Below are 21333 nucleotides of genomic sequence, written 5' to 3'. Positions count from 1 at the left end.
GGTCCGACAACCGCTCACCCGCAGGCGACTTGACCTGCCCCACCCTTGCCACACCACAACCAACGAGCCACAGACACCAAAGTCACCGGCATTGGCGCTAGGGCCGGTCACGGCCGCCGTCTCAGCGGTCCCGGGCGCGGGCGCGTCCGGGACCGCCTCACAGCCCCTCGTCCAGCCCCTGCTGGATCGCGTACCGCACCAGCTCCACCCGGTTGTGCAACTGGAGCTTGCCCAGGGTGTTCTGGACGTGGTTCTGCACCGTCCGGTGCGACAGCACCAGCCGATCGGCGATCTGCCGGTAGGACAGCCCCTTGGCCACCAGCCGCAGCACCTCCGTCTCCCGGGCGGTCAGCTTGGGCACGGCGGCCGCCGAGGCCGGGGCCGGCTCGGCGGCCAGTCGGCGGAACTCCCCGAGCACCAGCCCGGCCAGGCCCGGGGTGAACACCGCGTCGCCGACGGCCGTCCGGCGCACCGCGTCCAGCAGCTCGTCCCGCCCGGCGGACTTCACCAGGTAGCCGGTCGCCCCGGACTTCACCGCCTCCAGCACGTCCTGGTGCTCACCGCTGGCCGACAGCACCAGCACCCGCACCGCGGGGTCGTGCGCGACCACCTGGCGGCACACCTCGGCCCCGGGCAGGCCGGGCAGGTTGAGGTCCAGCACGACGACCTGCGGCGAGCAGGCGCGGGCCCGGCGCACGGCCTCCTCGCCGTCGCCCGCCGTGGCCACCACGTCCAGCCCCGCCTCGGCCAGGTCGCGCGAGACGGCGTCCCGCCACATCGGGTGGTCGTCCACCACCATCACCCGCACCGGCCGCTCAGCCGTCGGCTGATCGGTCATCAGAACCCCTCCCTCGGGACGCGCAGTTCGACCTCGACGCCCTCCCCGGGCGCCGAGTACAGCTCGGCCGTGCCGCCGAGGTCCAGCAGCCGGCCGCGGATGGACTGGGAGACGCCGAGCCGCCCGGCCCGCTCCGCCTCGCCGAGCCGCCCGGGGGCGAAGCCGGGCCCGTCGTCGCGGATGCTGACGGTGACGGCCTCCGGCTCGTCCTCCACCAGGATCCAGGCCCGGGCCCCCTCGCCCGCGTGCTTGCGGACGTTGTCGACGGCCGCGCCGACCGCCGCGGCCAGCTCGGCCGCCGCCCGGTCCGGCAGCACCACCGGGCTGCCGGGGGCGGAGAGCGTGATCCGGTCGTCGGCGTACGGGCGCAGCAGGGCGGTCAGGTCGCGCGGCCCGGCGGCGGCCTCCGGCAGGTCGGCGGTGCGCTGGGCCGGCAGCGGGCCGCCGGTCATCAGCGCCCGCAGCGCGCGCTCCTGCTCCCCGGCGAGGCGGCCGAGTTCCGCGAAGTCCGCTCCCTCCGCGGCCCCGCCCGTTCCGGTGCCGCCGGCCGGTGCGGCGGCCCCGCCCAGCTCCGCGCCCCGGCGCTGGACGAGCGCGAGCACCTGGAGCACGCCGTCGTGGATGTCCCGGGAGAGCCGCTCGCGCTCCCGGGTGGCCGCCTCGACCTGGAGCGCCCTGGTCAGGGTGGCCTCGCTGGCCCGGGCCAGCTCGATCACGTACCCGATGGCGATCCCGGCGACCAGCAGCAGCACGATGTTGTGGATGTTGTCGCCGGTCGGGCCGCCGTGGCCGAGGATGTTGGCGACGCCGATCACCGAGCCGGACGCCGCCGCGGGGCGCCAGCCGCCCTTGGCCGCGAAGCCGAGCACCGTGCCCGCCGCCCAGATGGTCGGCAGGGTGGGCGCGCCGTGGCTGATCCGGGCCGGGGCGTCGGTCATCCCGCTCAGCACGATGCCGGTCACGGCCAGGGTGAGGTCGAAGCCGAGGACGAACCAGGTGCAGCGCTGCGGGTTGGCGAAGGCCCGGGTGCTGGCGAGCGTCCAGAGGGTGAGCGCGCCGAGGAAGATCCAGCCGGCGACCGGGTGCAGGAAGTGCAGGTAGGAGTTGAAGTACCGGAGCAGGGCGTAGCACAGGGCCAGCACCCGGAAGTAGGAGATCGCCTTCCACAGCGGGAGTTCGACGGACATGCCGGCGGCCGCCAGGGTGCCGCCGACCCCGGCCGTTCTCGCGCCCTCCGCCATCCCCCGTCCCTCCCCTGCCCGCTGGCCCGCCGGGCCGGTCAGGCCGACCCGGGCTCCTTCTGCTCCGACGTCCCGGCGTCCTGCGCCGTCCCGGCGGCCTTCTCGGCCTTCTCGGCCTTCTCCGCCTCTGCGGCCTTCTCGGCCTCTGCGGCCTTCTCCGCCTTGGCGGCCGCCCGGCGCTCGGCGTCGGCCTTCTTCTTCTCCTCCGCGATCTGCCGCTTGGCGGCGGTCGCGTAGATGTCCACGTACTCCTGGCCGGAGAGCCGCATGATCTCGTACATCACCTCGTCCGTCACCGAACGGAGGATGAAGCGGTCGTTCTCCATGCCGTGGTAGCGGGAGAAGTCCAGCGGGCGGCCGATCCGGATGCCCGGGCGGATGCCGAAGTTCGGGATCACCTGGCCGGGCGGCTGCACCTTCTCGGTGTCGATCATGGCGACCGGGATGACCGGGGCGCCGGTGGCCAGCGCGACGCGGGCCAGCCCGCCGACCTTGCCCCGGTACAGCTTGCCGTCGGGCGAGCGGGTGCCCTCGGGGTAGACCCCGAACAGCTCGCCGCGGTCCAGCACCGCGATGGCGCTGCGGATCGCGGCCTCGCCGGCGCCGCGCACGCCCGAGCGGTCCACCGGCAGCTGGCCGACGCCCTTGAAGAAGGCGGCGGTCAACCGGCCCTTGAGGCCAGGGGTGTTGAAGTACTCGGCCTTCGCGATGAAGGTGACCCGGCGCTTGATCAGCGCAGGGAAGAAGAAGGAGTCCGAGAAGGACAGGTGGTTGCTCGCGATGATGGCCGCGCCCTCGGCGGGGATGTTCTCCTCGCCCTCGATCCACGGCCGGAAGAAGATCCGAAGCAGTGGCGCGACGATCATCTTCATCAGTCGGTAGAACAACCCGGGCCTCCCGTTATGCGGACCGGTCGATCCTAATGCCCCGCGGCCGTCCGCTGTGCCCGGCCCCGCCGGAGGGGGTGTACGTCCCAGCGCGGGGCGTGGGACGATGCGGATTCCCGCAGCTCCCCTCCCAGCGTCCCTCCCCCAGCGCCACCCGCCCGCGAAGGAGTCCGCCATGCCGCTGCTGCCCGGTGCCGAACCGTACCGCCACGACGGCGGACCGGTGGGAGTGCTGCTCTGCCACGGCTTCACCGGGTCCCCGCAGTCACTGCGGCCGTGGGCCGAGGAACTGGCGGCGGCCGGGTGCACCGTCTCGCTGCCGCTGCTGCCGGGGCACGGCACGCGCTGGCAGGACATGCAGCTCACCCGGTGGGAGGACTGGTACGCCGCGGTCGAGCGGGAGCTGCTGGCGCTGTCCGAGGAGTGCGAGCAGGTCTTCGTCTGCGCGCTGTCGATGGGCGGCGCGCTGGCGCTGCGGCTGGCCGCGCTGCACGGCCCGAAGGTGTCCGGACTGGTGCTGGTCAACCCGTCGGTGCGCTCCGACAACCCCGCGAGTGTGCTGCTTCCGGTGCTGCGTCACCTCGTCCCGAGCCTGGCCGGTGTCGCCAACGACATCCGGAAGCCGGACGCGCGGGAGGTCGGCTACGACCGCACCCCGCTGCACGCCGCGTGGTCACTGACCCGGCTGTGGCAGGACGTCCAGCGGCGGCTGCCGCAGGTGACCCAGCCGGTGCTGCTGCTGCACAGTCCGCAGGACCACGTCGTCTCTCCGGCCAACTCGGAACTGGTGCTGGCCCGGATATCCTCGACCGACGTGACGGAGCGGCTGTGCCGACAGAGCTTCCACGTCGCGACGCTGGACCACGACGCGGCGGAAATATTCTCGGCGAGCCTGGACTTCATCCGACGGCTGGCCCCCGCGCACGCGGCGGGGGCGGGCGGGGCCGAATCCGACGATCACCAGGGCTGAAGGGCCGGAAGTGCACGAGAGCAGCACGGCGGGCGGCGGGGACGAGAAGCCCCGCGAGGACGGCGCACGGGCGGACGACGCACGGGCGGACGGCACGCCCAGCGACAGCACCGTCCAGGGGGACGGCACTCTGAGCGGCGCGGTGGCGGACGGTACCGAGGCGGGCACGGTCGCACCGGCCGTTCCCGCCGCAGGAGCCGCAGGAGCCGGCGGCTCCGCCGAGCCGGACACCCCGGCGGAGCCCCGGACGCGGCGCGCCCCGGAGCGCAGCCAGGCCGAGCAGGACGCGATCTTCGCCGCGCTGGTCGCCCAGTTCGACGACCCGGTGGACCTCACCAACCCCAACTGGCCGGAGGTCGAGAACCTCCGGGCGCAGAACGAGCTCAAGGGCGGCTACAAGGACGCCCCCGGCTCCAAGGCAGATCCGGACGACCTCTCCGACCTCGCCCCGCAGCCCCGCCCGCGCTCCGGCCGGCCCGTCCTGCCGGCCTCCGCGGCCGGCCCCCGGGACTTCGAACTGGCCGAGGAGACCGACGAGGGCCACTACGTCCCGCCGGAGCCGCCGCCGCTCCCCACCCCCGACGTGACCGCCAAGTTCGCCTGGCTGGCCGTGCTCGGCGGCCCGGCGCTGCTGCTGATCGACGCGGTGGTCTGGCGGGAGATCTCCGGCTGGCCCGCCTGGGTCGGGATCACCGCCTTCCTCGGCGGCTTCGTCACCCTGGTCGCCCGGATGAAGGACCGCGACGAGGACGAACCGGAGGACCCGGACCACGGCGCGGTCGTCTAGGGGGCCGTGGGGCCGGCGGACGGCTGGTCCGCGGGCAGCTCCAGGAAGGCCAGCACCGGCAGGTGGTCGGTCGCGGCCCGCAGGTCCGCCTCGGTGACACCGGGCAGCCCGTGCGGCACTCCGCAGCCGAGGACGGTGATCCCGGGCGTGGTGAAGACGGCGTCGATCCGCTGGTAGGGGTTCTCGGGGACGGAGGTGAACTCCCCGCCCCAGGGCGCGGTCGGGTGTCCGTCCGACAGCCGGGAGGCCAGCATCCGCCAGCCGGGCCCGTCCGGGTGCTCGTTGAAGTCCCCGGCCACGATGCCCTGTTCGGCGAGGGCGAGCTGCTCGAGCAGGAGCTCGAACTGCCCGTACCGCTCGGTGGCGTCCAGGCTGAGGTGGCAGCTGGTCACGGTGAACGGTGCCGCCCCCGGCAGCCGCAGCAGGGCGGTGGCGAAGCCGCGCGCGTGCAGTCCGCGGGTCTTGGGCAGCAGCCGGTCGTGGACGGCCAGCACCTCCACCGCGCCGGGGCGGCCGAGCAGCAGCGGACCGGCGGCGGTGCGCCCGCCCCCGGCCAGCACCGTCGTCCCGGTGCTGCGGGCCAGCCAGGCGGCCTGCCCCTCGGGCCGCCAGTAGCGCGGCGACTCCTGGACGCACACCAGGTCGGGCGCGCAGGCCCGGATCACCCGCACGAGGGCCCGCCGGTCGTCGCGCAGCGAGCGGATGTTGTAGCTGAGCAGGCGCAGTCGACGCGGGCCGGACGGCGGCGGTTCGACGGGTGCGGCGGTCATGGTCCTCCCCGGGTGCGGTGCCACCCGGGCGGTGCCACCGGGTCCGACCGTAGTGCGACGGCGGCGGTGCGTCCGGGATTGGTCGGGGCCCGGTCGCACCGCCGCCGGCGGGCTGGAAGGGGGTGTGGCGGGGGACCGCGGTGGTGCGGTCAGGCGGTGCGGGCGAGGTCCGCGGCGCCGACGATGCCGGCGGCCGAGCCCATCGAGGCGAGCACGACCTCGGCGCGCGGGCGGTGCACGCCGCCGGTCAGGTAGTGCTCGAAGGCCTTGGCGACCGGGTCGAGCAGCAGGCGCCCGGAGTCCGAGACGCCGCCGCCGAGGACGAAGACTCCCGGGTCGAACAGCGCGGCGAGGTCGGCCATGCCGCGGCCCAGCCAGTCGGCCAGCTCGGCGTAGCACTCCAGGGCGAGCGGGTCGCCCGCCTCGGCGGCCTCGGTGATGTGGATGCCGCGGATGGTCTCGGCGACGCCGTCGTTGAGCTCCAGCATCCGCCGGCCGCGCACCGGGTCGGCCGCCGCCTTCTCCCGGCCGTAGCGGCGCAGCGCGCGTCCGGAACCGTACTGCTCCCAGCAGCCCTTGCCGCCGCAGCCGCACTGGAGGCCGTCCGGGACCATGTTGAGGTGGCCGATCTCGCCGGCCACGCCGAAGCGGCCGCGGTGCAGCCGGCCGTCCAGGACGATGCCGCCGCCGATGCCGGTGCCGACGGTGATCAGCACCATGTCCTGGTGGTCGGCGGCCGCCCCGAAGCGGAACTCGGCCCAGGCGGCGCAGTTGGCGTCGTTCTCGACCACCGTGGGCAGGCCGGTGAGCTCCTCGATCCGGCCGCGCAGCGGCTCGTTCTCCCAGTCGATGTTGGGCGCGAAGATCACCGTGGAGCGGTTGCTGTCGACGAAGCCGGGGGCTCCGACGCCGACGGCGGCGACGTCGGGGTGCTGCTCCTTGAGCTCGCGGACGGCCTGCGCGATGGCGTCGACCGCCCACTGCGGGTCAGCCGGGGTGGGCACCCTGGTCCGGGCGAGGATCGCACCCTCGTCGTCGACCACGCCTGCCGCGATCTTGGTCCCGCCGACATCGACGCCGATGGTCAGAGCCATGTGTCCCTCAGCTATTCACTCGTTCCCGCTGGACGGAACGCTACCGCCCAACCCAGCCCCCGTACACAGCCTCGCATACATTATCCGAAGACATTTTTGGGAAAGCCGGGCCGCGACGCTTCAAAAGTCGTATCTAATCTCCTTCTTCGTGACGTAGGGAAGTAGTCCGGTCACGCTCCGAACGCTACGGATTCACTGCTTGGCGGACGGCCCGTCACCCCGGCCGGGCGCCCCGCCCGCGCCCGGCGCATCGAGGTCGATCTTCTCCACCGACGCCCCCTCCCCCGCCGTCCAGCGCCGCTCGTGGCCGGCCACCGCGGCGCGGTAGGCAGCCAGCAGCTCGGCGCCGGCGGCGGCGATGCCGGAACCGGCCGCGGAGAGGTGGGAGTAGACCTCCGGCTGCTGGGTGCGCAGGCGGTCGGCCAGTCCGGACAGGGTGATCAGGGTGGTGGCGCTGGTCTCCTGCGCCTTCTCGCCGAGGGCGGTGGCGAACCGGCGCACCTCCTCGACCAGTGGGCCCAGCTCCGGCCCGAACGGGTGGGCCTGCGCCTCGCCCGAGGCGGTGCGGTCCGCTCCGGGCGCCGTACGGTCGTCGGTCCGGTCGGCGCCGGGCGCCGAGAAGCCGCCGGTGCGGCCGTCGGTGCGGTCGGCCCCGGGCTCGGGCTCGGTGCGGTCGGCCCCGGGCTCGGTGCGGTCGTCGGTGGTCATCGCGGGCGCCTCCTCAGCCGTGGCCGCACCGCGCGGCCCCGGGGCCCGACGCTACCCGACCGGGCGTGGGCGCCGGAAAAGCCCGCGGCGGGCCCGAGGGCCCGTCAGCCCTGCGGCCAGAGCGAAGGATCGGGTGCGAAGCGCACCGAGAGCACGCCCTCGTGCAGGCCCGCACCGGCCACCGTGCAGCGGCGCAGCGCGGCGGGCAGGGCGAGCACCCGGCGGTGGGCGCCCAGGCCGACCACCAGGTCGTCGCCCCGGCGGACGAGGTCCAGTTCGGCGCGGTCGGCGCCGGGCAGGTCGAGGTGCCAGACCAGCAGGCCGTCCTCGGCGAGCCGGTCCTCGACCGTCCAGGGCTCGGGGGCGAGCCGCTCCGGGCCGGGGCCGTCCCCGTAGAGGTGGTCGGCGACCGCCTCCAGGGTGGCCTCGGGCTGCCCGGAGACCAGCACCGGGGCGTCGGTGACGGCGGTCAGCCGGTCCAGCTCCTCCTGACGGCGGCGGGCCAGCGCGGCCAGCCACGGGTCGGGCGAGGCGAGGGCGGCCGGCGGCAGCGCCCCGTGCACCACCACGGCGTCCGGCCGGTGGCCGTACAGCGCGAGCCCGGCCCGGGTCCGGCGCAGCTGCTCGTACGGGTGGCCGTCGGCCGGGACGACCAGGCGCACGCTGGTGCCGGGGTCGTCGATCGCGGCGCGGGACTCGGCGAGCACCGCGGCGGCCCTGGTCCGGCTCTCGTACAGCCACTCCGCGGGCATCGGGACCCCGGCCAGTCCGGCCAGCAGCGGGCGCAGCGCCCGGGCGGCCTGCCGCTGCTCGGGGACCAGCCGGTCCAGGTAGCGGGTCAGCTGCTCGGGCAGGGCGAGGGTGGCGATCAGCTCGGCGGGCGGCGGTGCGAGCACGACCAGGACGTCCTGGTCGGCGGCGGGCAGGGCGCGCAGCAGGGCGAGCCGGGCGATGCCGGGGAGGGCGGTGAGCTCCTCCGGGTCGAGCTGTTCGGCGCCGAGCAGGTCGAGGGCGGGCTTGAGCCGGCCAGTCAGTTCGCCGGCGGCGTAGCGGAAGGCGGCCTGCTCGTCGATCCGGGAGGCGGTCAGACCGGGGGCGAGGTCGAGCGGTTCGGGTTCCAGCCGGGTGCCGAGGACGGAGTCCAGGGTGCGGTGGGGGTCGTCGGCGGCCAGCAGCCAGGTGCGGTGGCCGCGCCGGGCGGCGTGCAGGGCGGTGGCGGCGGCCACGGTGGGCGCGCCGGCGTCGCCGCTGACCAGGATGGTGCGTGTCGCCGTCATTCCGTCAGCCCCGATCCGCCGCCGTCAGCCCTCGACGCGCTTCTTCAGTCCGGCGAGGGCGCGGTCGATGATGACCTTCTCGGCCTTGCGCTTGATCATGCCGAGCATCGGGATCTTGACGTCCACGGCGAGCTGGTAGGTGACCTCGGTGCGGTCGCCGCCGGCCAGCGGGGCGAGGGTGTAGGAGCCGTCCAGCGAGCGGAGCATCTGGCTGCGGACGAGCGTCCAGCCGACCTCGCGGTCGCCGTCCCAGGTGTAGGCGAGGACGTGCTCGTCGCGGATCGCGCCGGCGTCCAGCAGCAGTCGCACCTGCGCGGCGCGGCCGTCCTCGCCGGTCTCCAGGACCTCGACCTCCTTGACCTCGCCGGTCCACTCCGGGTAGGCGGCGAAGTCGGCGATCACGGCCATGACCGTGGCCGGGGTCGCGTCGATGGTGATGCTCGACCTGGTGTGCTCCGCCATGGAATGGCCCTCCGCCTCGTCGCTCTGCCTGCCGGTGCGGATCGACGCGCGCTCGACCCGGGTTCGCCCGGAGCAGGCTACCGCGACCGGCGAACGACTCGTCCGCGCGGGCACCGGCGGCGGGCGGTGCGAGCCGGGCGGCGGGGCATGCTACCGGCCGGTCACCTGGGCGCTGCCGTAGGGTGCCAGTCGAACGACCCGGTCACCACCTGGTCCGACCCGGCCGGGTGTGACACTTCGAACACCGGGGCCGACCCCTCTGGTCGAAGCTGCCTACCGGGCAGTAACGTCCTGCCGTCCCGCAGCGTCGCGAACGAGGAGCAGTCTTGCTCGACTTCAGCCTTCCGGCCCTCTACCAGGTACCGAGCGGCGGTAACCTCTCCGACCCTGTGCACCGGAACGCCGAGGAGCACCCGGACGTCGCGGTGCTCAGCCGGAAGGTGGACGGCCACTGGCAGGAGTTGACCGCGGTCCAGTTCCTGGCCGAGGTGCACGCCGCGGCGAAGGGCCTGATCGCCTCGGGCATCGAGCCGGGCGACCGGGTGGGCATCATGTCGCGCACCCGGTACGAGTGGACGCTGCTGGACTTCGCGATCTGGACGGCCGGCGCGATCACCGTGCCGGTGTACGAGACCTCCTCCGCCGAGCAGGTCGAGTGGATCCTCGGCGACTCCGGCGCGGTCGCCGTCCTCGCCGAGACCGACCAGCACCTCAAGGTGGTCGAGGAGGTCCGCGACCGGCTGCCGGGGCTGAAGCACCTGTGGCAGATCGAGGGCGGTGCGATCGCGGCGCTCGCCCGGGCCGGCGAGGGCGTCCCGGACGAGACGGTGCAGCAGCGCCGCTCGATCGCCGGCCCCGACTCGATCGCCACCATCGTCTACACCTCGGGCACCACCGGCCGCCCCAAGGGCTGCCAGCTGACGCACGGCAACTTCCTCGCCGAGTGCGGCAACGTGGTCGAGCGCCTGGCCCCGCTGTTCCGCACCGGTGACAGCTCCGTCCTGCTCTTCCTGCCGCTGGCCCACGTGCTCGGCCGGATCGCCGAGATCGCGCCGGCGATGGCCCCGATCAAGCTGGGCCACGTCTCCGACATCAAGGACGTCACCGCCGAGCTGGCCGCGTTCAGGCCGAGCCTGATCCTGGGCGTCCCCAGAGTCTTCGAGAAGGTCTACAACACCGCCCGCGCCAAGGCCCAGGCCGACGGCAAGGGCAAGATCTTCGACAAGGCCGCCGAGACCGCGATCGCCTACAGCCGGGCGCTGGACGCCGGCGGCGCCGGCCTGGTGCTGCGGATCAAGCACGCGGTCTTCGACAAGCTGGTCTACAGCAAGCTGCGGGCCGCCCTCGGCGGCCGGGCCACCCACGCCATCTCCGGCGGCGCCCCGCTCGGCGAGCGGCTGGGCCACTTCTACCGGGGCATCGGCTTCACCGTCCTGGAGGGCTACGGCCTGACGGAGACCTGTGCGGCCACCGCCTTCAACCCGTGGGACAAGCCGAAGATCGGCACGGTCGGCCAGCCGGTCCCCGGTGCCTCCGTCCGCATCGCCGAGGACGGCGAGGTCTTCTTCAAGGGCCCGCACGTGTTCACCGGCTACTGGAACAACCCCCAGGCCACCGCCGACACCCTCAAGGACGGCTGGATCGCCACCGGCGACATCGGCTCGCTGGACTCCGAGGGCTACCTGACCATCACCGGCCGCAAGAAGGAGATCATCGTCACCGCGGGCGGCAAGAACGTCGCCCCGGCCGTGATCGAGGACCGGATCCGGGCGCACGCCCTGGTCGGCGAGGTCATGGTGGTCGGCGACCGCAAGCCCTTCGTCGCCTGCCTGATCACCGTCGACCCGGACTTCTTCCCCAAGTGGAAGGAACTCAACGGCAAGCCGGCCACCGCCACCGTCACCGAGCTCGCCGACGACCCGGACCTGCTGGCGGCCCTGCAGTCCGCCGTGGACGACGGCAACGCGGCCGTCTCGCACGCCGAGGCGGTCAAGAAGTTCCGCCTGCTGGACACCGAGTTCTCCGAGGAGAGCGGGCACCTGACGCCCTCGCTCAAGCTCAAGCGCAACGTCGTGCTGAAGGACTACGCCGCCGAGATCGAGGCGCTCTACCGGAAGTAGTCGCACCGGACCGGTGACCTGAGCGGGCCCCGCCTCCTGCCCCGGAGGCGGGGCCCACTCACGTCGCGCCCGCTCACGTCGCGCCCGCTCGCGTCGCTCCCGCTCGCGTCACGCCCGCTCGCGTCACGCGGGCCACGTCGCGCCCGCCCACGCCACGGGCCGTGCCCGCGCGGACGCGTGCGGCCGCGCTAGACCGCCAGCAGCGAGGTCAGCCGCCCGGCCAGCAGGTCCCAGCGCCAGGAGCGCTCCACCCAGCGCCGCCCGGCCTCGCCCATCCGCCGCCGCAGCTCCTCGTCCCGCAGCAGCCGGACGATCCGCTCCGCGGCCGCCGTGGCCGAGCCGCCCGGCACCACGTACCCGGTCTCGCCCTCCAGCACCGCGTCCGGGGCGCCGCCGGAGTCCCCCGCGACCACCGGCAGCCCGGTCGCCGAGGCCTCCAGGTAGACGATCCCCAGGCCCTCGACGTCCAGCCCGCCCCGCCTGGTCCGGCAGGGCATCGCGAAGACGTCCCCGGCCCCGTAGTGGGCGGGCAGCTCCTCCCACGGCACCGAACCGGTGAACCGCACCGAGGCCCGTACGCCCCGGGCGTCCGCGAGCTTCTCCAGGTCCGCCCGGTACGGGCCGCCGCCGACGATCAGCAGCACCGCGTCCGGCACGTCCGCCAGGATCTGCGGCATCGCCTCGATCAGGGTGTCCTGCCCCTTGCGCGGCACCAGCCGGGAGACGCACACCACCACCGGACGGTCCGCCAGCCCCAGCCGGCGGCGGACCTCCGCACCACCGGAATCCGGGTTGAACGTCGTCTCGTCCACGCCGGGCGGCAGTTGCACCATCCGCGCCGCGGCCTGCGGGCCCACGGCGGCGGCGATCCGCGAGCGGGTGTACTCGCCCAGGTAGGTGAGCACGTCGGTGCCGGCGCCGATCCGTCCCAGCAGCTGCCGGGAGACCGGCAGCTGGGCCCACGCGGCCTCGTGGCCGTGGGTCATGCCCAGCAGCCGACCCGCCCCGGCCCGGCGCAGCGCGGGCGCCATCAGCCCGAGCGGCGCGGCGGCGCCGAACCAGACCGAGTCGCACTTCTCCGCGCGGAGGATCTCGGCGGCCCGCCGGGTGACCCGCGGTGTGGGAACCATCACCTTCGTGCGGTCCCGGATCACCGGGAACGGCTGCTCCGCGTCGAAGCGCCGCACCTCGCTGCCGTCCCGCCAGGTGGAGGCGTAGACCACGACGCTCCCGGCGGGCTGACGGACGGCCATGTTGTGCACGAACGCCTGGATGCCACCGGGGCGGGGCGGGAAGTCATTGGTGACGATCAAGGTTCTGTGCATCAGGCCACGGCTCGCTCGGTCGGGGGGTGCTCGGTGTACCGCTGGGTGATCCGTACGATAGGTCAACACCATGACCCGCCGGGAACGGAACCGCTCACGGCAACCGTTTGACCCCCGGGTCAGTCCTAGTACCTAGGCCGCAGCGGATCGCGGCCCGGGCGTCCGTCAGTACGACGCCTCCGGTGGGGACGTCCGAGACGAACGAGGGAGCGCAGTGGAATTGGCCCCGGCCACCGAGTCCGGTTCTTCACGCGGCCGACTCGGCCGCCCGCTCGGGGCGCTCGCCGCCCTCGGGGCGACCTGGGTGGCCACCCGCACCGTGCTGGTGCTGCTGATGACCGGCGTCCTGCGGGCGCCCGGCGGTGACATCACCGCCGACGTCTGGATGATCTACCACGCCTGGTACGGGGTGCTGCAGACCGGCACCTTCCCGTTCGACGACGTGACCTGGCAGTACCCGCCGGGCGCCGCCCTGGTGATCCTGCTGCCGGGGCTGCTGCCCTGGTCGTACCTGGTCTCCTTCTGGGTGATCTGCGGGATCGCCGACGCTGCCGCGGCGGCGCTGCTGGTCCGCACCGGCCTGCGCCGGGGCCGGGCGCTCACCGGCGCCTGGATGTGGGTGGTCGGCGTCCCGCTGCTCGGCCCGATGATCTACAACCGCTTCGACATCCTGGTCACCGCCCTGGCGTTGGCCGGTCTGCTGGCACTGATCCGCCGTCCGGCGGTCGGCGGGCTGCTGCTGGGCCTGGGCGGCATCGTCAAGATCTGGCCGCTGCTCGGCCTGATCGGCACCCCCTCCGGCCGCCGCACCCGCCGCTCCTGGACGCTCGCCGCGGCCACCACCGTCTCGGTGGGCTTCCTGCTCGCGGCCGGGATGAACGGCGCCTTCGACTTCCTGACCTTCCAGGCGGACCGCGGCATCGAGGTCGAGTCGGTCGGCGCGCTGCCGCTGCACTTCGCCCGGATCGCCGGGGGCTGGAGCGGCCGGGTCACCATGAACTACGGCTCCCCCGAGATGCTCGGGCCGTGGGTCAGCGTGATCAGCAAGGTGATGATGGCCGGCACCGTGCTGGGCTTCCTCTGGCTGCTGCTGTGGCGCTTCACCGCCCGCCGCCGGAACGCGGCCACGATGTACGACGCCGCGCTGTGCGCGCTGCTGGTCTTCGTGGTGACCAGCCGGGTGATCAGCCCGCAGTACCTGGTCTGGCTGATCGGCGTCGCCGCGGTCTGCCTGACCGTGCGCGGCACCAGCCAGCGGCCGGTGGCCCTGCTGATCCTGCTCGCCTGCCCGCTGACCCTGGTCGAGTTCCCGACCATGTTCACCCAGGTCCTCGCCAGCGACCCGTGGGCGATCGCCGTCCTGACGCTGCGCAACCTGCTGCTGCTGACCGCCGCGGTGCTCTCCGGCATCCGGCTCTGGCGCTCCACCCGCGCCCAGGCGGCCCTGCCGGCCACGGTGGTGCTGGACAAGGCCCCGGCGCTGCCGCCCGCGTCCGCCTACCCGGTCCGCCCGGGCATCGCGTACGAGCAGGACCTGCTGGACGGCATCGACCAGCCGAACACGCCGGCCGGGCGCTGAGGGCGCGCAAGCCGAACACCCCGGCCGGGCGCTGCGGGCACGCCAGCCCAACACCCGGCCGGGCGCTGAGGGCGCGCCAGCCGAACACCCCCGCCGGGCGCCGAGGCCACGCCCCGGTCCGGGTTCGCGCCGGGGGTGCCGTCAGCCCTTCAGCGCCGCGACCTCGGCCAGCCAGAGCGCGGTGAACCCGGCCGACCCGACGCCCAGCCCGGCGCGCAGCAGCCGGTCGATCCGCTGCTCCCGGTCCTCGCCCTGCCCGTCACCCGCGCCGACCGCCCGGTAGAGGGCGACCAGCCGGTCGGGGCCCCAGCGGCGGGCGATCAGCTCGCAGGCCAGCCAGGCCTGCTCGTAGGCCTGGGCGATGCCGGCGGCCCCGGCGGTGAAGTCCCGGTCGGCGGGCAGCGCGGTGGGCGGTTTCCCGGCGGCGACGTCCCGGGCCAGCTCGGGGGCGATCTGCCGGGGGCTGCGCCCGGAGTCCCGGTAGGCGGTCCAGTCGGCGACGCCCTCGGAGAGCCACAGCGGGGTCCAGGCCCGGGTGTCGGCCCTGGTCGCGACGTGGGTCGCCTCATGGGTGACGACCACCTGCCGGCCGAAGGCGCTGAGCCGCCCGAAGGCCTCCGGGTTGACCACCACCCGGTCCGCCGGAGTGTGCCGGGGCGCGCCGGGGGCGGCCACGGTGACGGCCGCCATGCCCGCCCAGTCCGCCGGGTCGCCGCCCAGCAGCCGGGCGAACTGGGCTTCCTCGGCGGGCAGTTCGAGCAGCAGCCGGCCCGGCCAGGCGCTGCCCCAGACGGCGCTGACGGCCGGCACCGCGCGGTCCGCCACGGCGACCAGCCCGGTCGGATCGGGTCCGCCGGCCAGGCCGAGCACCAGGCAGCGCTCTCCGGGGGCGGTGCGGACCTCGCCGAGGTCCCACGGCGCCGGGGGCCCGCCCGCGGCTTCCTCCCGCTCGACCCGCCAGCGGCCCGCGGCGCGGACCAGCTCGATCCGGCGCGGGTACACCACCGGGTACTCGTCGTACCCGGCGATCCGCACCGCCAGCTGGGCGGTGGCGGTCGATCGGTCCGGCCCGTCGCCCGGGGAGAGGACCAGGTCGCGGTAGACCGCCTCGGCCCCCGCGAGCCCGGACCGGGCGGGCAGCGAGCCCGCCCGCTCGGCCAGCAGGCCGGCCACCTCGGCCTCCCGGTCCGCCGGCCGCCCGGCCGGGGCTGCCGGCGCGGCGGGCGGCAGCGACAGCTGGGCCAGCCCGCCGGCCGCCAGCAGCAGCGCAGCGCGCCGGGACAGGACGCAGCGGGCCGGGCCTATCGGAGGGTGGTCGTCCGGGCCGGAGGGGGTCGTGCTCAGAGCCGTACCACCCCGGAGACCGGCATCGTGGTGACGCTCTCGTACCGCACCTTGGCGCCCGGGTACGGGGCGTGCACCATCACCCCGCCGCCGGCGTACATCCCGACGTGGTGCATGTCCCGGTAGAAGATCACCAGGTCTCCCGGTCGCGCCTCGGAGAGGCTGATCCGCTGCCCGGCGTACGCCTGGGCCTGCGAGGTGCGCGGCAGGGTCACTCCGGCCTGCCGCCAGCTGTAGTACATCAGACCGGAGCAGTCGAAGGCGCGGGGCCCGGTGGATCCGTAGACGTACGGCGAGCCGATCATCCGCACCGCGGCGGCCAGTGCGGCCGCCCCGCGCTCGGAGGCCGGCGGCGTGGCGCCGAGGTCCAGCCGGTCGGTGCCGCGGGTGGCGCGCTGCTCGGCGTCCTTGGCGTCCTGGACGACCATCCGGGCCCGCTCGGCGGCGCCGAGGCCGTTGAGCAGCTTCTGCGCCGCGGCCAGCCGCTGCTGGATCTGCTGCTTGTTCTCGGCCAGGGAGCGCCGGGCCTGGTCCAGTTCGGCGAGCTTGCCCGCGGTCTCGGCGCGGCGCTGGTCGAGCCGGCGCTGACGGGTGACCAGCTCGTGGAGGGTCTCCTGCTGCCGCTCGGCGGCCTGGCCGAGGGTGCGGGCGCGGGCGAGGTAGGACTCCGGGTCGCTGGAGAGCATCAGCTGGGCGGTCTGGCTCATCCCGCCGCCGCGGTACTCGGCCCCGGCCACCGTCGCGAGGTCCCCGCGCAGCTCGTTGAGCTGGTCCTGGGCGGCGGCGACCTCCGCCTGGAGGGCCGTGGTCTCGCTCTGCAGCCGCTTCTGGGCCTCCTGCGCGGCGTTGTACTTCTCGGACGCCTGCTCGGCCTCGTCGTACAGCTGCTCGACCTGGGCCTTGACGTCCTTGCGGTCGGGCGCGTCCGGCGCACCGGGAGCAGCCTGGGCGCTGCCGCCGGTCGCCACACCGAGGGCCGTGGTGGCGGCCGCGGTCAGCACCAGGGCGCGGGCGAGCAGGTGGGAACGGCGGTGCACGGACATGGCGGCGGCGGCTCCGATCTGCAGCGCGGCCCCGCGGCCGCACCCCGGTGGGCGGCCGTCGAGCGGGAGTCCGGTGGCAGACGTTAGCGAGTCCGGGCAAGCGAGTCCAAACCCCTCCGGACCCGAATATTCGCCCCCTAATCGGACATCAGCCCGAGCCGCCCGCAAAGCCGCAGGCCCGGCCCTCCGAGTGGGAGGACCGGGCCTGCGGAGGCCTTCGGACGGATCAGACCCGCACGATGGAGGCCAGCGGCATGTTGGAGACCGCCTCGTAGCGGACCGAGGCGCCCGGCTTCGGCGCGTGCAGCACCTGGCCGTTGCCCGCGTAGATGCCGACGTGGTGGGCGTCGCTGTAGAAGATCAGCAGGTCGCCGGGCTGGGCCTGGGAGATGTCGGAGCCGATCCGGGTGCCGGCGCCGGCCTGCTCCTGCGAGGTGCGCGGCAGCGACACGCCGACCTGGTTGAACGCCCAGACCATCAGACCGGAGCAGTCGAAGGAGCTCGGGCCGGTGGCGCCCCAGACGTACGGGCTGCCGACCTTGGAGGCGGCGGCGGACAGCGCGGCGGCACCGTGCGAGCTACCGGGCGCGGCCGGCTTGACGACCGGCGAGGAGGAACTCCCGGAGCCGATGTCGGTGCGGCCGCTGTCGCGCGAGGCGCGGTCGGAGGCGGCCTGCTGCTGGGCGGCCTTCGCGGCGGCGTCGGCCTGGGCCTTGGCGTCGGCGGCGGCCTTCTCCTCGGCCTGGCGGATCGCCTGGCGCTCCTGCTCGGTCAGGGTGTTGAGCAGGTCCTGTGCGGCCTTCAGCTTGTTCTGGACCTCGTCCTTGGAGGCCTTCAGCTGCTGGGTGGTGGACTCCAGCTCGGTGAGCTTGCTCTGGGCCTCGCTGCGGTCCTGGTCGAGCTTGCGCTGCTGCGCCTGGAGTTCCTTCAGCTGGTTCTTCTGGGTGTCCCCGGCCTGGTTCAGCGCGCCGGCCTGGTTGAGGAAGTTGTCCGGGCTGGAGGAGAGCATCAGCTGGACGGTCGGGGATATGCCGCCGTTGCGGTACTGCTCCCCGGCGATCTCGGCGAGGCCGCCCTGGAGGTCGGTCACCTGGGCCTGCTGCCGGGCCACCTGGTCCTGCAGGCCGGAGACCTGCTTCTCCAGCGCCTGCTGCTTCTCCTGCGCGGCGTTGTACTTCTCGGTCGCCTGCTCGGCCTGCTCGTTGAGCTGGTCGACCTGCTCCTTGACCTGGTCCTTGGTCGGCTGCGGGTCGGCGTGCGCGCCGGACTGCGCGGAGAGGGCGACGGCCGCCGCGGCGACACCGGTCATGATCGAGACCCGGGCGCGGCTGGCGGGCTTGGGACGGCGATGGGACGCCACGAAGGCGGACTCCTTCTTCCTACGTCCGCCTACCGGGTGAGCTGACGGGTTCGGGCCGGAAGCATGCCCTACGACGCCTCACGGCCGCGGTACCGGCCGACCTGGCGCCGATTCACCCCGGAGGAACGTGGTTCCCCGGCTCCGCTCCACAGCGCCCCGGACTGCTGGGCTCCCCTGTCGGACAGTCGTTTCGAGCTGCCCCGCTGCTTCGCGAACTCGGCGGTAACCACCGCCGCCACCCGGGCTGGGTGATCGACAGTGCGGTGGTTCGGGGCACGACCCTAGTAACTGAACCGTGATCCGTTCAAATCCTTGTCAGAAAAAATCCAGAAGATGACCCATGTCCCCTTGTGAAAATGACCGTTGGTGATCGCCGCCGCACGGAAAGCTGATCAAACCTCAAACAACCGGCCGAAGGGCGGGTGAACCCGAAGCGCCACCCCGGTCGGGGGTGGCGCGGATCACAGGGCCGGAGCGCGGCCCCTCGGGCGTGTCGGGCCGTCAGACCCGGCGGATCGTGTTGATCGGCATCGCGTCGGCCTTCATCACCTTCACCACGTCACCGGTGTGCGGCGCGTGGACCACCATGCCGTTGCCGATGTACATCCCGACGTGGTGCCGGTCGCTGCCGTAGATCACCAGGTCGCCCGGCTGGGCCTGGTCCAGCGAGGGCACCCGGGTGCCGACGTTGCCCTGCTCCTGCGAGGTGCGCGGCAGCGAGACGCCGGCCTGGGCGTACGACCAGACCATCAGGCCCGAGCAGTCGAAGGTGTTCGGGCCGGTGGAGCCCCAGACGTACGGCGAGCCCTGCTTGCTCATCGCCTTGGCCACGGCCACGGCCGCGTAGCCGCTGGCCGGCGGCAGGCTGCTGAGGTCGACCCGGGCACTGCCGCGCGAGGCGCGGTCGTCCTGCTGCTGCTGGGCCCTCAGCGCGGCGCGGTCGGCGGCGCTGAGCGAGTTCAGCAGGTCCTGGGCGGCCTTCAGCTTCTGGTTGACGTCCGCCTTGGCCTGGTTGAGGTCCTTGGTGGTGGAGTCCAGCGAGGCCAGCACGGCGGCGGCCTCGGCCTTCTCCTGGTCCAGCCGGCGCTGCTGGTCGAGCAGGCCCTTGAGCGCCTCGGTCTGGCTGGTGCTGGCCTGCTGGACGCTGGAGGCCTTCTCCAGGTACCCGGACGGGTCGGAGGACAGCATCAGCTGGACGGACGGGTCGATGCCGCCGGTGCGGTACTGCTCGCCCGCCACCTCGGCCAGGCCGGTCTGCAGCTGGGTCATCTGGTCCTGGCTGCGGGCCACCTGGTCCTGCAGCTGGTCGGCCTGCTTGCGGAGCTGGTCGGCCCGCTCCTTGGCGCCGTTGTACTTCTCCGCCGCCTGTTCCTGCTCCTGCTGGAGCTGGTCGATCTGCGCCTTGACGTCGGCCTTGTTCGGCTGCGGCGCGGCATGCGCGGCGACCTGGGCGGAGAGGGCGACCGCGGTCGCAGCGGCAGCGGTGAGCACGGAGACCCGCGCGCGGCTCGGCTGCTTGGGACGGCGGTGGGAGGCCAAGGGAGCGGCTCCTTCTTCCATGGGACTCACCCGATCGAGTGAGATTCCGGAAAATAGGTTTGACGCCAGACCCTAGTGAAGATCTATCCGTTTTGCCACTCCCCCGAAGGCGTGAACTCCGGTTCCCACGCTGACTTCACGGGATCCGCACACCCTCGCAAAACGGGCACTGACCAGGCGTCACGCCGGACCGGACGGCACCGCCCGAGGTCAGGGCCGGGCCAGCCGGTTCAGCAGCAGGACCGAAGCCACCGGGCGCGCGCCCGCCTTCCGCACGCCCTCCGCAACCTCCCGGTCGGTGGACACCACCACCACCGGACGGCCCTGCGGCTCGGCGCGCACCAGACGACGGATCAGCTCGTCCGCCGTCTCCCCGGTCCGGCTGAACCGTACCCGAACCCCGCGCGGCGGCGCCATGATCACCGGAACGTCCAGGTCCTGCCCGTCGAACACACAGGTGACCTCCGCCTGGGTGCGCTGGGCCAGCATCGCCAGTCCGCCCAGCAGCCGGATCCGCTGCTGCTCCAGCGGCAGCGTCGGATAGCCGGTCTTGGTCACGTTGTAGCCGTCCACCACCAGGTGCACCTGCGGGATCGCCAGCAGCTGGTCCAGCAGCGCCGGATCGTCCTCGGCCAGGCCCCGCCGGGCCACGTCGTGCGGCGAGGCCGCTCCCGGCACCACCGCCTCCACCAGGTCCGCCGGGCGGATCTGGGAGACCGGCAGCGCCAGCTCCCGCTGCAGCCCCTGCGCCGACTGCAGCACGGTGTCCAGCAGCAGCCGCAGCCGCATGTCCTCGACGCTGCGCCCCTCGCGGGCCGAACGGCGGCCCTGCTCGGCGGCGTTCTCCAGCTCGGACACCCTGTGCCGCAGCCGCCGCGCCTCGCTCTCGGCCGCGCTGCGCTCGGCCGCGGCCTGCGCCTTCGCGGCCTCCAGCTCCCCGGTCACCCGCCGGGTCTCGGCCTGCGCCCGGCGGGTGTCGCTCTCCAGCGAGCGCACCTTCTTGCGCAGCGACTCGACCTCCCGCCGGACGCCCTCGAACTCCGCGCGCTGGCGGTCCAGGTCGGCCCGCGCGGCCGCCCGCACCTCGGCCAGCTCCGCCTGGAGCTTCTCCACCAGCCGGCCGGCCTCCGCCGCCGCGTCCTCGGCCCCGGCCCGCTCGACCTCCTCGCCGGCCTCGGCGACCAGCCGGCTCCAACCGGCCGACCTCACCAGGTAGGCGGCGGCGGCGACGTCCATCGGATCGGCGGCGCCGGGAACGGTGCCCGACTCCAGCGCCTTCACCAGGTCCGGCTGGCCCAGCCGCAGCCGCTCCGCTATCCGCAGCCGGAAGGCCGGCTCCGACTCCAGCGCCGCCGCCAGCGCGGTGGCCGCGTACTTGGCCCGCCGGGCGGGGGTGAACTTGACGTACTGACGCAGGCTCTGCGGCAGCTCCGCGGGCGGCAGCCCGCCGAGCGCGTCCGAGGCCAGGCCGACCACACGCCGGCGCACGCCCTCGGGCAGCGGCCGGTCCAGCTTCTCGACGGACCGCTCCGCGGCGGCACCGGACCCGGCACCGGCCGCGCCGGGCTCGGCCTCGGACCCACCGGACCCGGCACCGGACCCGCCGGTCTCGGCTGCGGACCCACCGGACCGGTCGGCGGACTCGCTGGTGTCAGCCGAAGCCTGCTCCGGCGAACCGGCATCCGGCAGGGGTGCCTCGGGCGGGACCGCCCCGGCGCCCCGCCCCGGTGCCGGCGCAGCGGGCTGAAGTCCCTGCGCGTCCGCGGGCTCCCTCGCTGCGTCCACCACGTCCTCGGCTCCGATCCTGGTCCAGCGGGGGCGGCCGCGGCCGCCCCGGTCGTCACGCTCCGTGCGTCTTGTTCTGTATTGTCCCGTGCGGCGGACGGGCGCGGCGCGCTCCCTCCGCCGCGCCGGCGGGAAAAAGGCCGGCGCGGGGAGGCCCACCGGGGCCCCCGCGGCCGGGGGGGCCCCCCGTGAGAACAGGGGCAC

Annotated in this window: 18 protein-coding genes and 1 riboswitch; of the genes, 4 read left to right on the top strand and 14 right to left on the bottom strand. The window is 74.3% G+C overall.

From position 1 onward, the window contains the following. Nucleotides 1–157: 157 nt before the first annotated feature. From ABT247_RS19720 to ABT247_RS19710, 3 genes are read right to left on the bottom strand one after another with little or no spacing between them, the layout of a single operon-like run. Complete coding sequence (locus tag ABT247_RS19720; protein WP_350744090.1) at nucleotides 158–838, bottom strand: response regulator; 681 nt, start codon at nucleotides 836–838, stop codon at nucleotides 158–160. Beyond that, on the bottom strand, nucleotides 838–2079 hold the full coding sequence (locus ABT247_RS19715) for a DUF5931 domain-containing protein (RefSeq protein ID WP_350744089.1): 1242 nt from the start codon (nucleotides 2077–2079) through the stop codon (nucleotides 838–840). The genes ABT247_RS19720 and ABT247_RS19715 overlap by 1 nt, the downstream gene beginning before the upstream one ends. A 38-nt stretch (nucleotides 2080–2117) precedes the next feature. Further along, nucleotides 2118–2966 carry a lysophospholipid acyltransferase family protein gene (locus ABT247_RS19710; RefSeq protein ID WP_350744088.1) on the bottom strand — a complete coding sequence of 283 codons (849 nt, stop codon included), beginning with the start codon at nucleotides 2964–2966 and terminating at the stop codon, nucleotides 2118–2120. A 175-nt stretch (nucleotides 2967–3141) separates the two neighbouring features. Here ABT247_RS19710 and ABT247_RS19705 point away from each other — a divergent pair, with 175 nt between their 5' ends. Continuing rightward, the gene (locus ABT247_RS19705) at nucleotides 3142–3936 is read left to right on the top strand and encodes an alpha/beta hydrolase (protein WP_350744087.1); all 795 of its coding nucleotides are present in this window, start codon (nucleotides 3142–3144) and stop codon (nucleotides 3934–3936) included. 10 nt (nucleotides 3937–3946) lie between these two features. Next, on the top strand, nucleotides 3947–4723 hold the full coding sequence (locus ABT247_RS19700) for a hypothetical protein (protein ID WP_350744086.1): 777 nt from the start codon (nucleotides 3947–3949) through the stop codon (nucleotides 4721–4723). Here the strand turns inward: ABT247_RS19700 and ABT247_RS19695 are convergent. The 5 genes from ABT247_RS19695 to ABT247_RS19675 form a co-directional block, all read right to left on the bottom strand. Beyond that, entirely contained in the window at nucleotides 4720–5493 is a 774-nt protein-coding gene (locus ABT247_RS19695; protein ID WP_350744085.1) for an endonuclease/exonuclease/phosphatase family protein, read from the bottom strand. The genes ABT247_RS19700 and ABT247_RS19695 overlap by 4 nt on opposite strands. 149 nt (nucleotides 5494–5642) lie before the next feature. Then, the gene (locus ABT247_RS19690; RefSeq protein ID WP_350744084.1) at nucleotides 5643–6587 is read right to left on the bottom strand and encodes an ROK family glucokinase; all 945 of its coding nucleotides are present in this window, start codon (nucleotides 6585–6587) and stop codon (nucleotides 5643–5645) included. A gap of 192 nt (nucleotides 6588–6779) precedes the next feature. Beyond that, entirely contained in the window at nucleotides 6780–7295 is a 516-nt protein-coding gene (locus tag ABT247_RS19685; protein WP_350744083.1) for a DUF5304 family protein, read from the bottom strand. A 104-nt stretch (nucleotides 7296–7399) separates the two neighbouring features. Next, nucleotides 7400–8572 carry an ArsA family ATPase gene (locus ABT247_RS19680; RefSeq protein WP_350744082.1) on the bottom strand — a complete coding sequence of 391 codons (1173 nt, stop codon included), beginning with the start codon at nucleotides 8570–8572 and terminating at the stop codon, nucleotides 7400–7402. Between the two features lie 24 nt (nucleotides 8573–8596). After that, nucleotides 8597–9034 carry an SRPBCC family protein gene (locus ABT247_RS19675; protein ID WP_350744081.1) on the bottom strand — a complete coding sequence of 146 codons (438 nt, stop codon included), beginning with the start codon at nucleotides 9032–9034 and terminating at the stop codon, nucleotides 8597–8599. Between the two features lie 326 nt (nucleotides 9035–9360). On the opposite strand from ABT247_RS19675, the gene ABT247_RS19670 reads away from it, so the two are divergent. Next, the gene (locus tag ABT247_RS19670; RefSeq protein ID WP_350744080.1) at nucleotides 9361–11154 is read left to right on the top strand and encodes an AMP-dependent synthetase/ligase; all 1794 of its coding nucleotides are present in this window, start codon (nucleotides 9361–9363) and stop codon (nucleotides 11152–11154) included. A 188-nt stretch (nucleotides 11155–11342) separates the two neighbouring features. On the opposite strand, the gene ABT247_RS19665 is transcribed toward ABT247_RS19670, so the two are convergent. Next, nucleotides 11343–12479: a glycosyltransferase family 4 protein gene (locus tag ABT247_RS19665; protein WP_350744079.1), complete on the bottom strand. Its 1137-nt coding sequence runs from the start codon at nucleotides 12477–12479 to the stop codon at nucleotides 11343–11345. Between the two features lie 214 nt (nucleotides 12480–12693). Between ABT247_RS19665 and ABT247_RS19660 the strand changes: the two genes are divergently transcribed. Then, entirely contained in the window at nucleotides 12694–14058 is a 1365-nt protein-coding gene (locus tag ABT247_RS19660; protein WP_350744078.1) for a glycosyltransferase 87 family protein, read from the top strand. 141 nt (nucleotides 14059–14199) lie between these two features. Here the strand turns inward: ABT247_RS19660 and ABT247_RS19655 are convergent, their stop codons facing one another. The 5 genes from ABT247_RS19655 to ABT247_RS19635 all read right to left on the bottom strand — a co-directional run bounded on the left by ABT247_RS19655 (nucleotide 14200) and on the right by ABT247_RS19635 (nucleotide 20832). Next, nucleotides 14200–15231, bottom strand: coding sequence for a hypothetical protein (locus ABT247_RS19655; protein WP_350744077.1), 1032 nt, complete (start codon nucleotides 15229–15231; stop codon nucleotides 14200–14202). 167 nt (nucleotides 15232–15398) lie between these two features. Beyond that, nucleotides 15399–16445: a C40 family peptidase gene (locus tag ABT247_RS19650; protein WP_350744076.1), complete on the bottom strand. Its 1047-nt coding sequence runs from the start codon at nucleotides 16443–16445 to the stop codon at nucleotides 15399–15401. A 226-nt stretch (nucleotides 16446–16671) separates the two neighbouring features. Beyond that, nucleotides 16672–17805 carry a C40 family peptidase gene (locus ABT247_RS19645; protein ID WP_350744075.1) on the bottom strand — a complete coding sequence of 378 codons (1134 nt, stop codon included), beginning with the start codon at nucleotides 17803–17805 and terminating at the stop codon, nucleotides 16672–16674. A gap of 10 nt (nucleotides 17806–17815) precedes the next feature. Next, a riboswitch (cyclic di-AMP (ydaO/yuaA leader) is annotated at nucleotides 17816–17969 on the bottom strand. Between the two features lie 337 nt (nucleotides 17970–18306). Then, nucleotides 18307–19344, bottom strand: a complete 1038-nt coding sequence (locus ABT247_RS19640) for a C40 family peptidase (RefSeq protein ID WP_350744074.1) — start codon at nucleotides 19342–19344, stop codon at nucleotides 18307–18309. 210 nt (nucleotides 19345–19554) lie between these two features. Next, nucleotides 19555–20832, bottom strand: coding sequence for an NYN domain-containing protein (locus ABT247_RS19635; RefSeq protein ID WP_502892472.1), 1278 nt, complete (start codon nucleotides 20830–20832; stop codon nucleotides 19555–19557). Between the last annotated feature and the right edge of the window lie 501 nt (nucleotides 20833–21333).

It is taken from the genome of Kitasatospora sp. NPDC001539 (genome assembly GCF_040298565.1).
GTDB lineage: Bacteria > Actinomycetota > Actinomycetes > Streptomycetales > Streptomycetaceae > Kitasatospora.
This window is presented reverse-complemented; position numbering and strand designations above follow the sequence as displayed.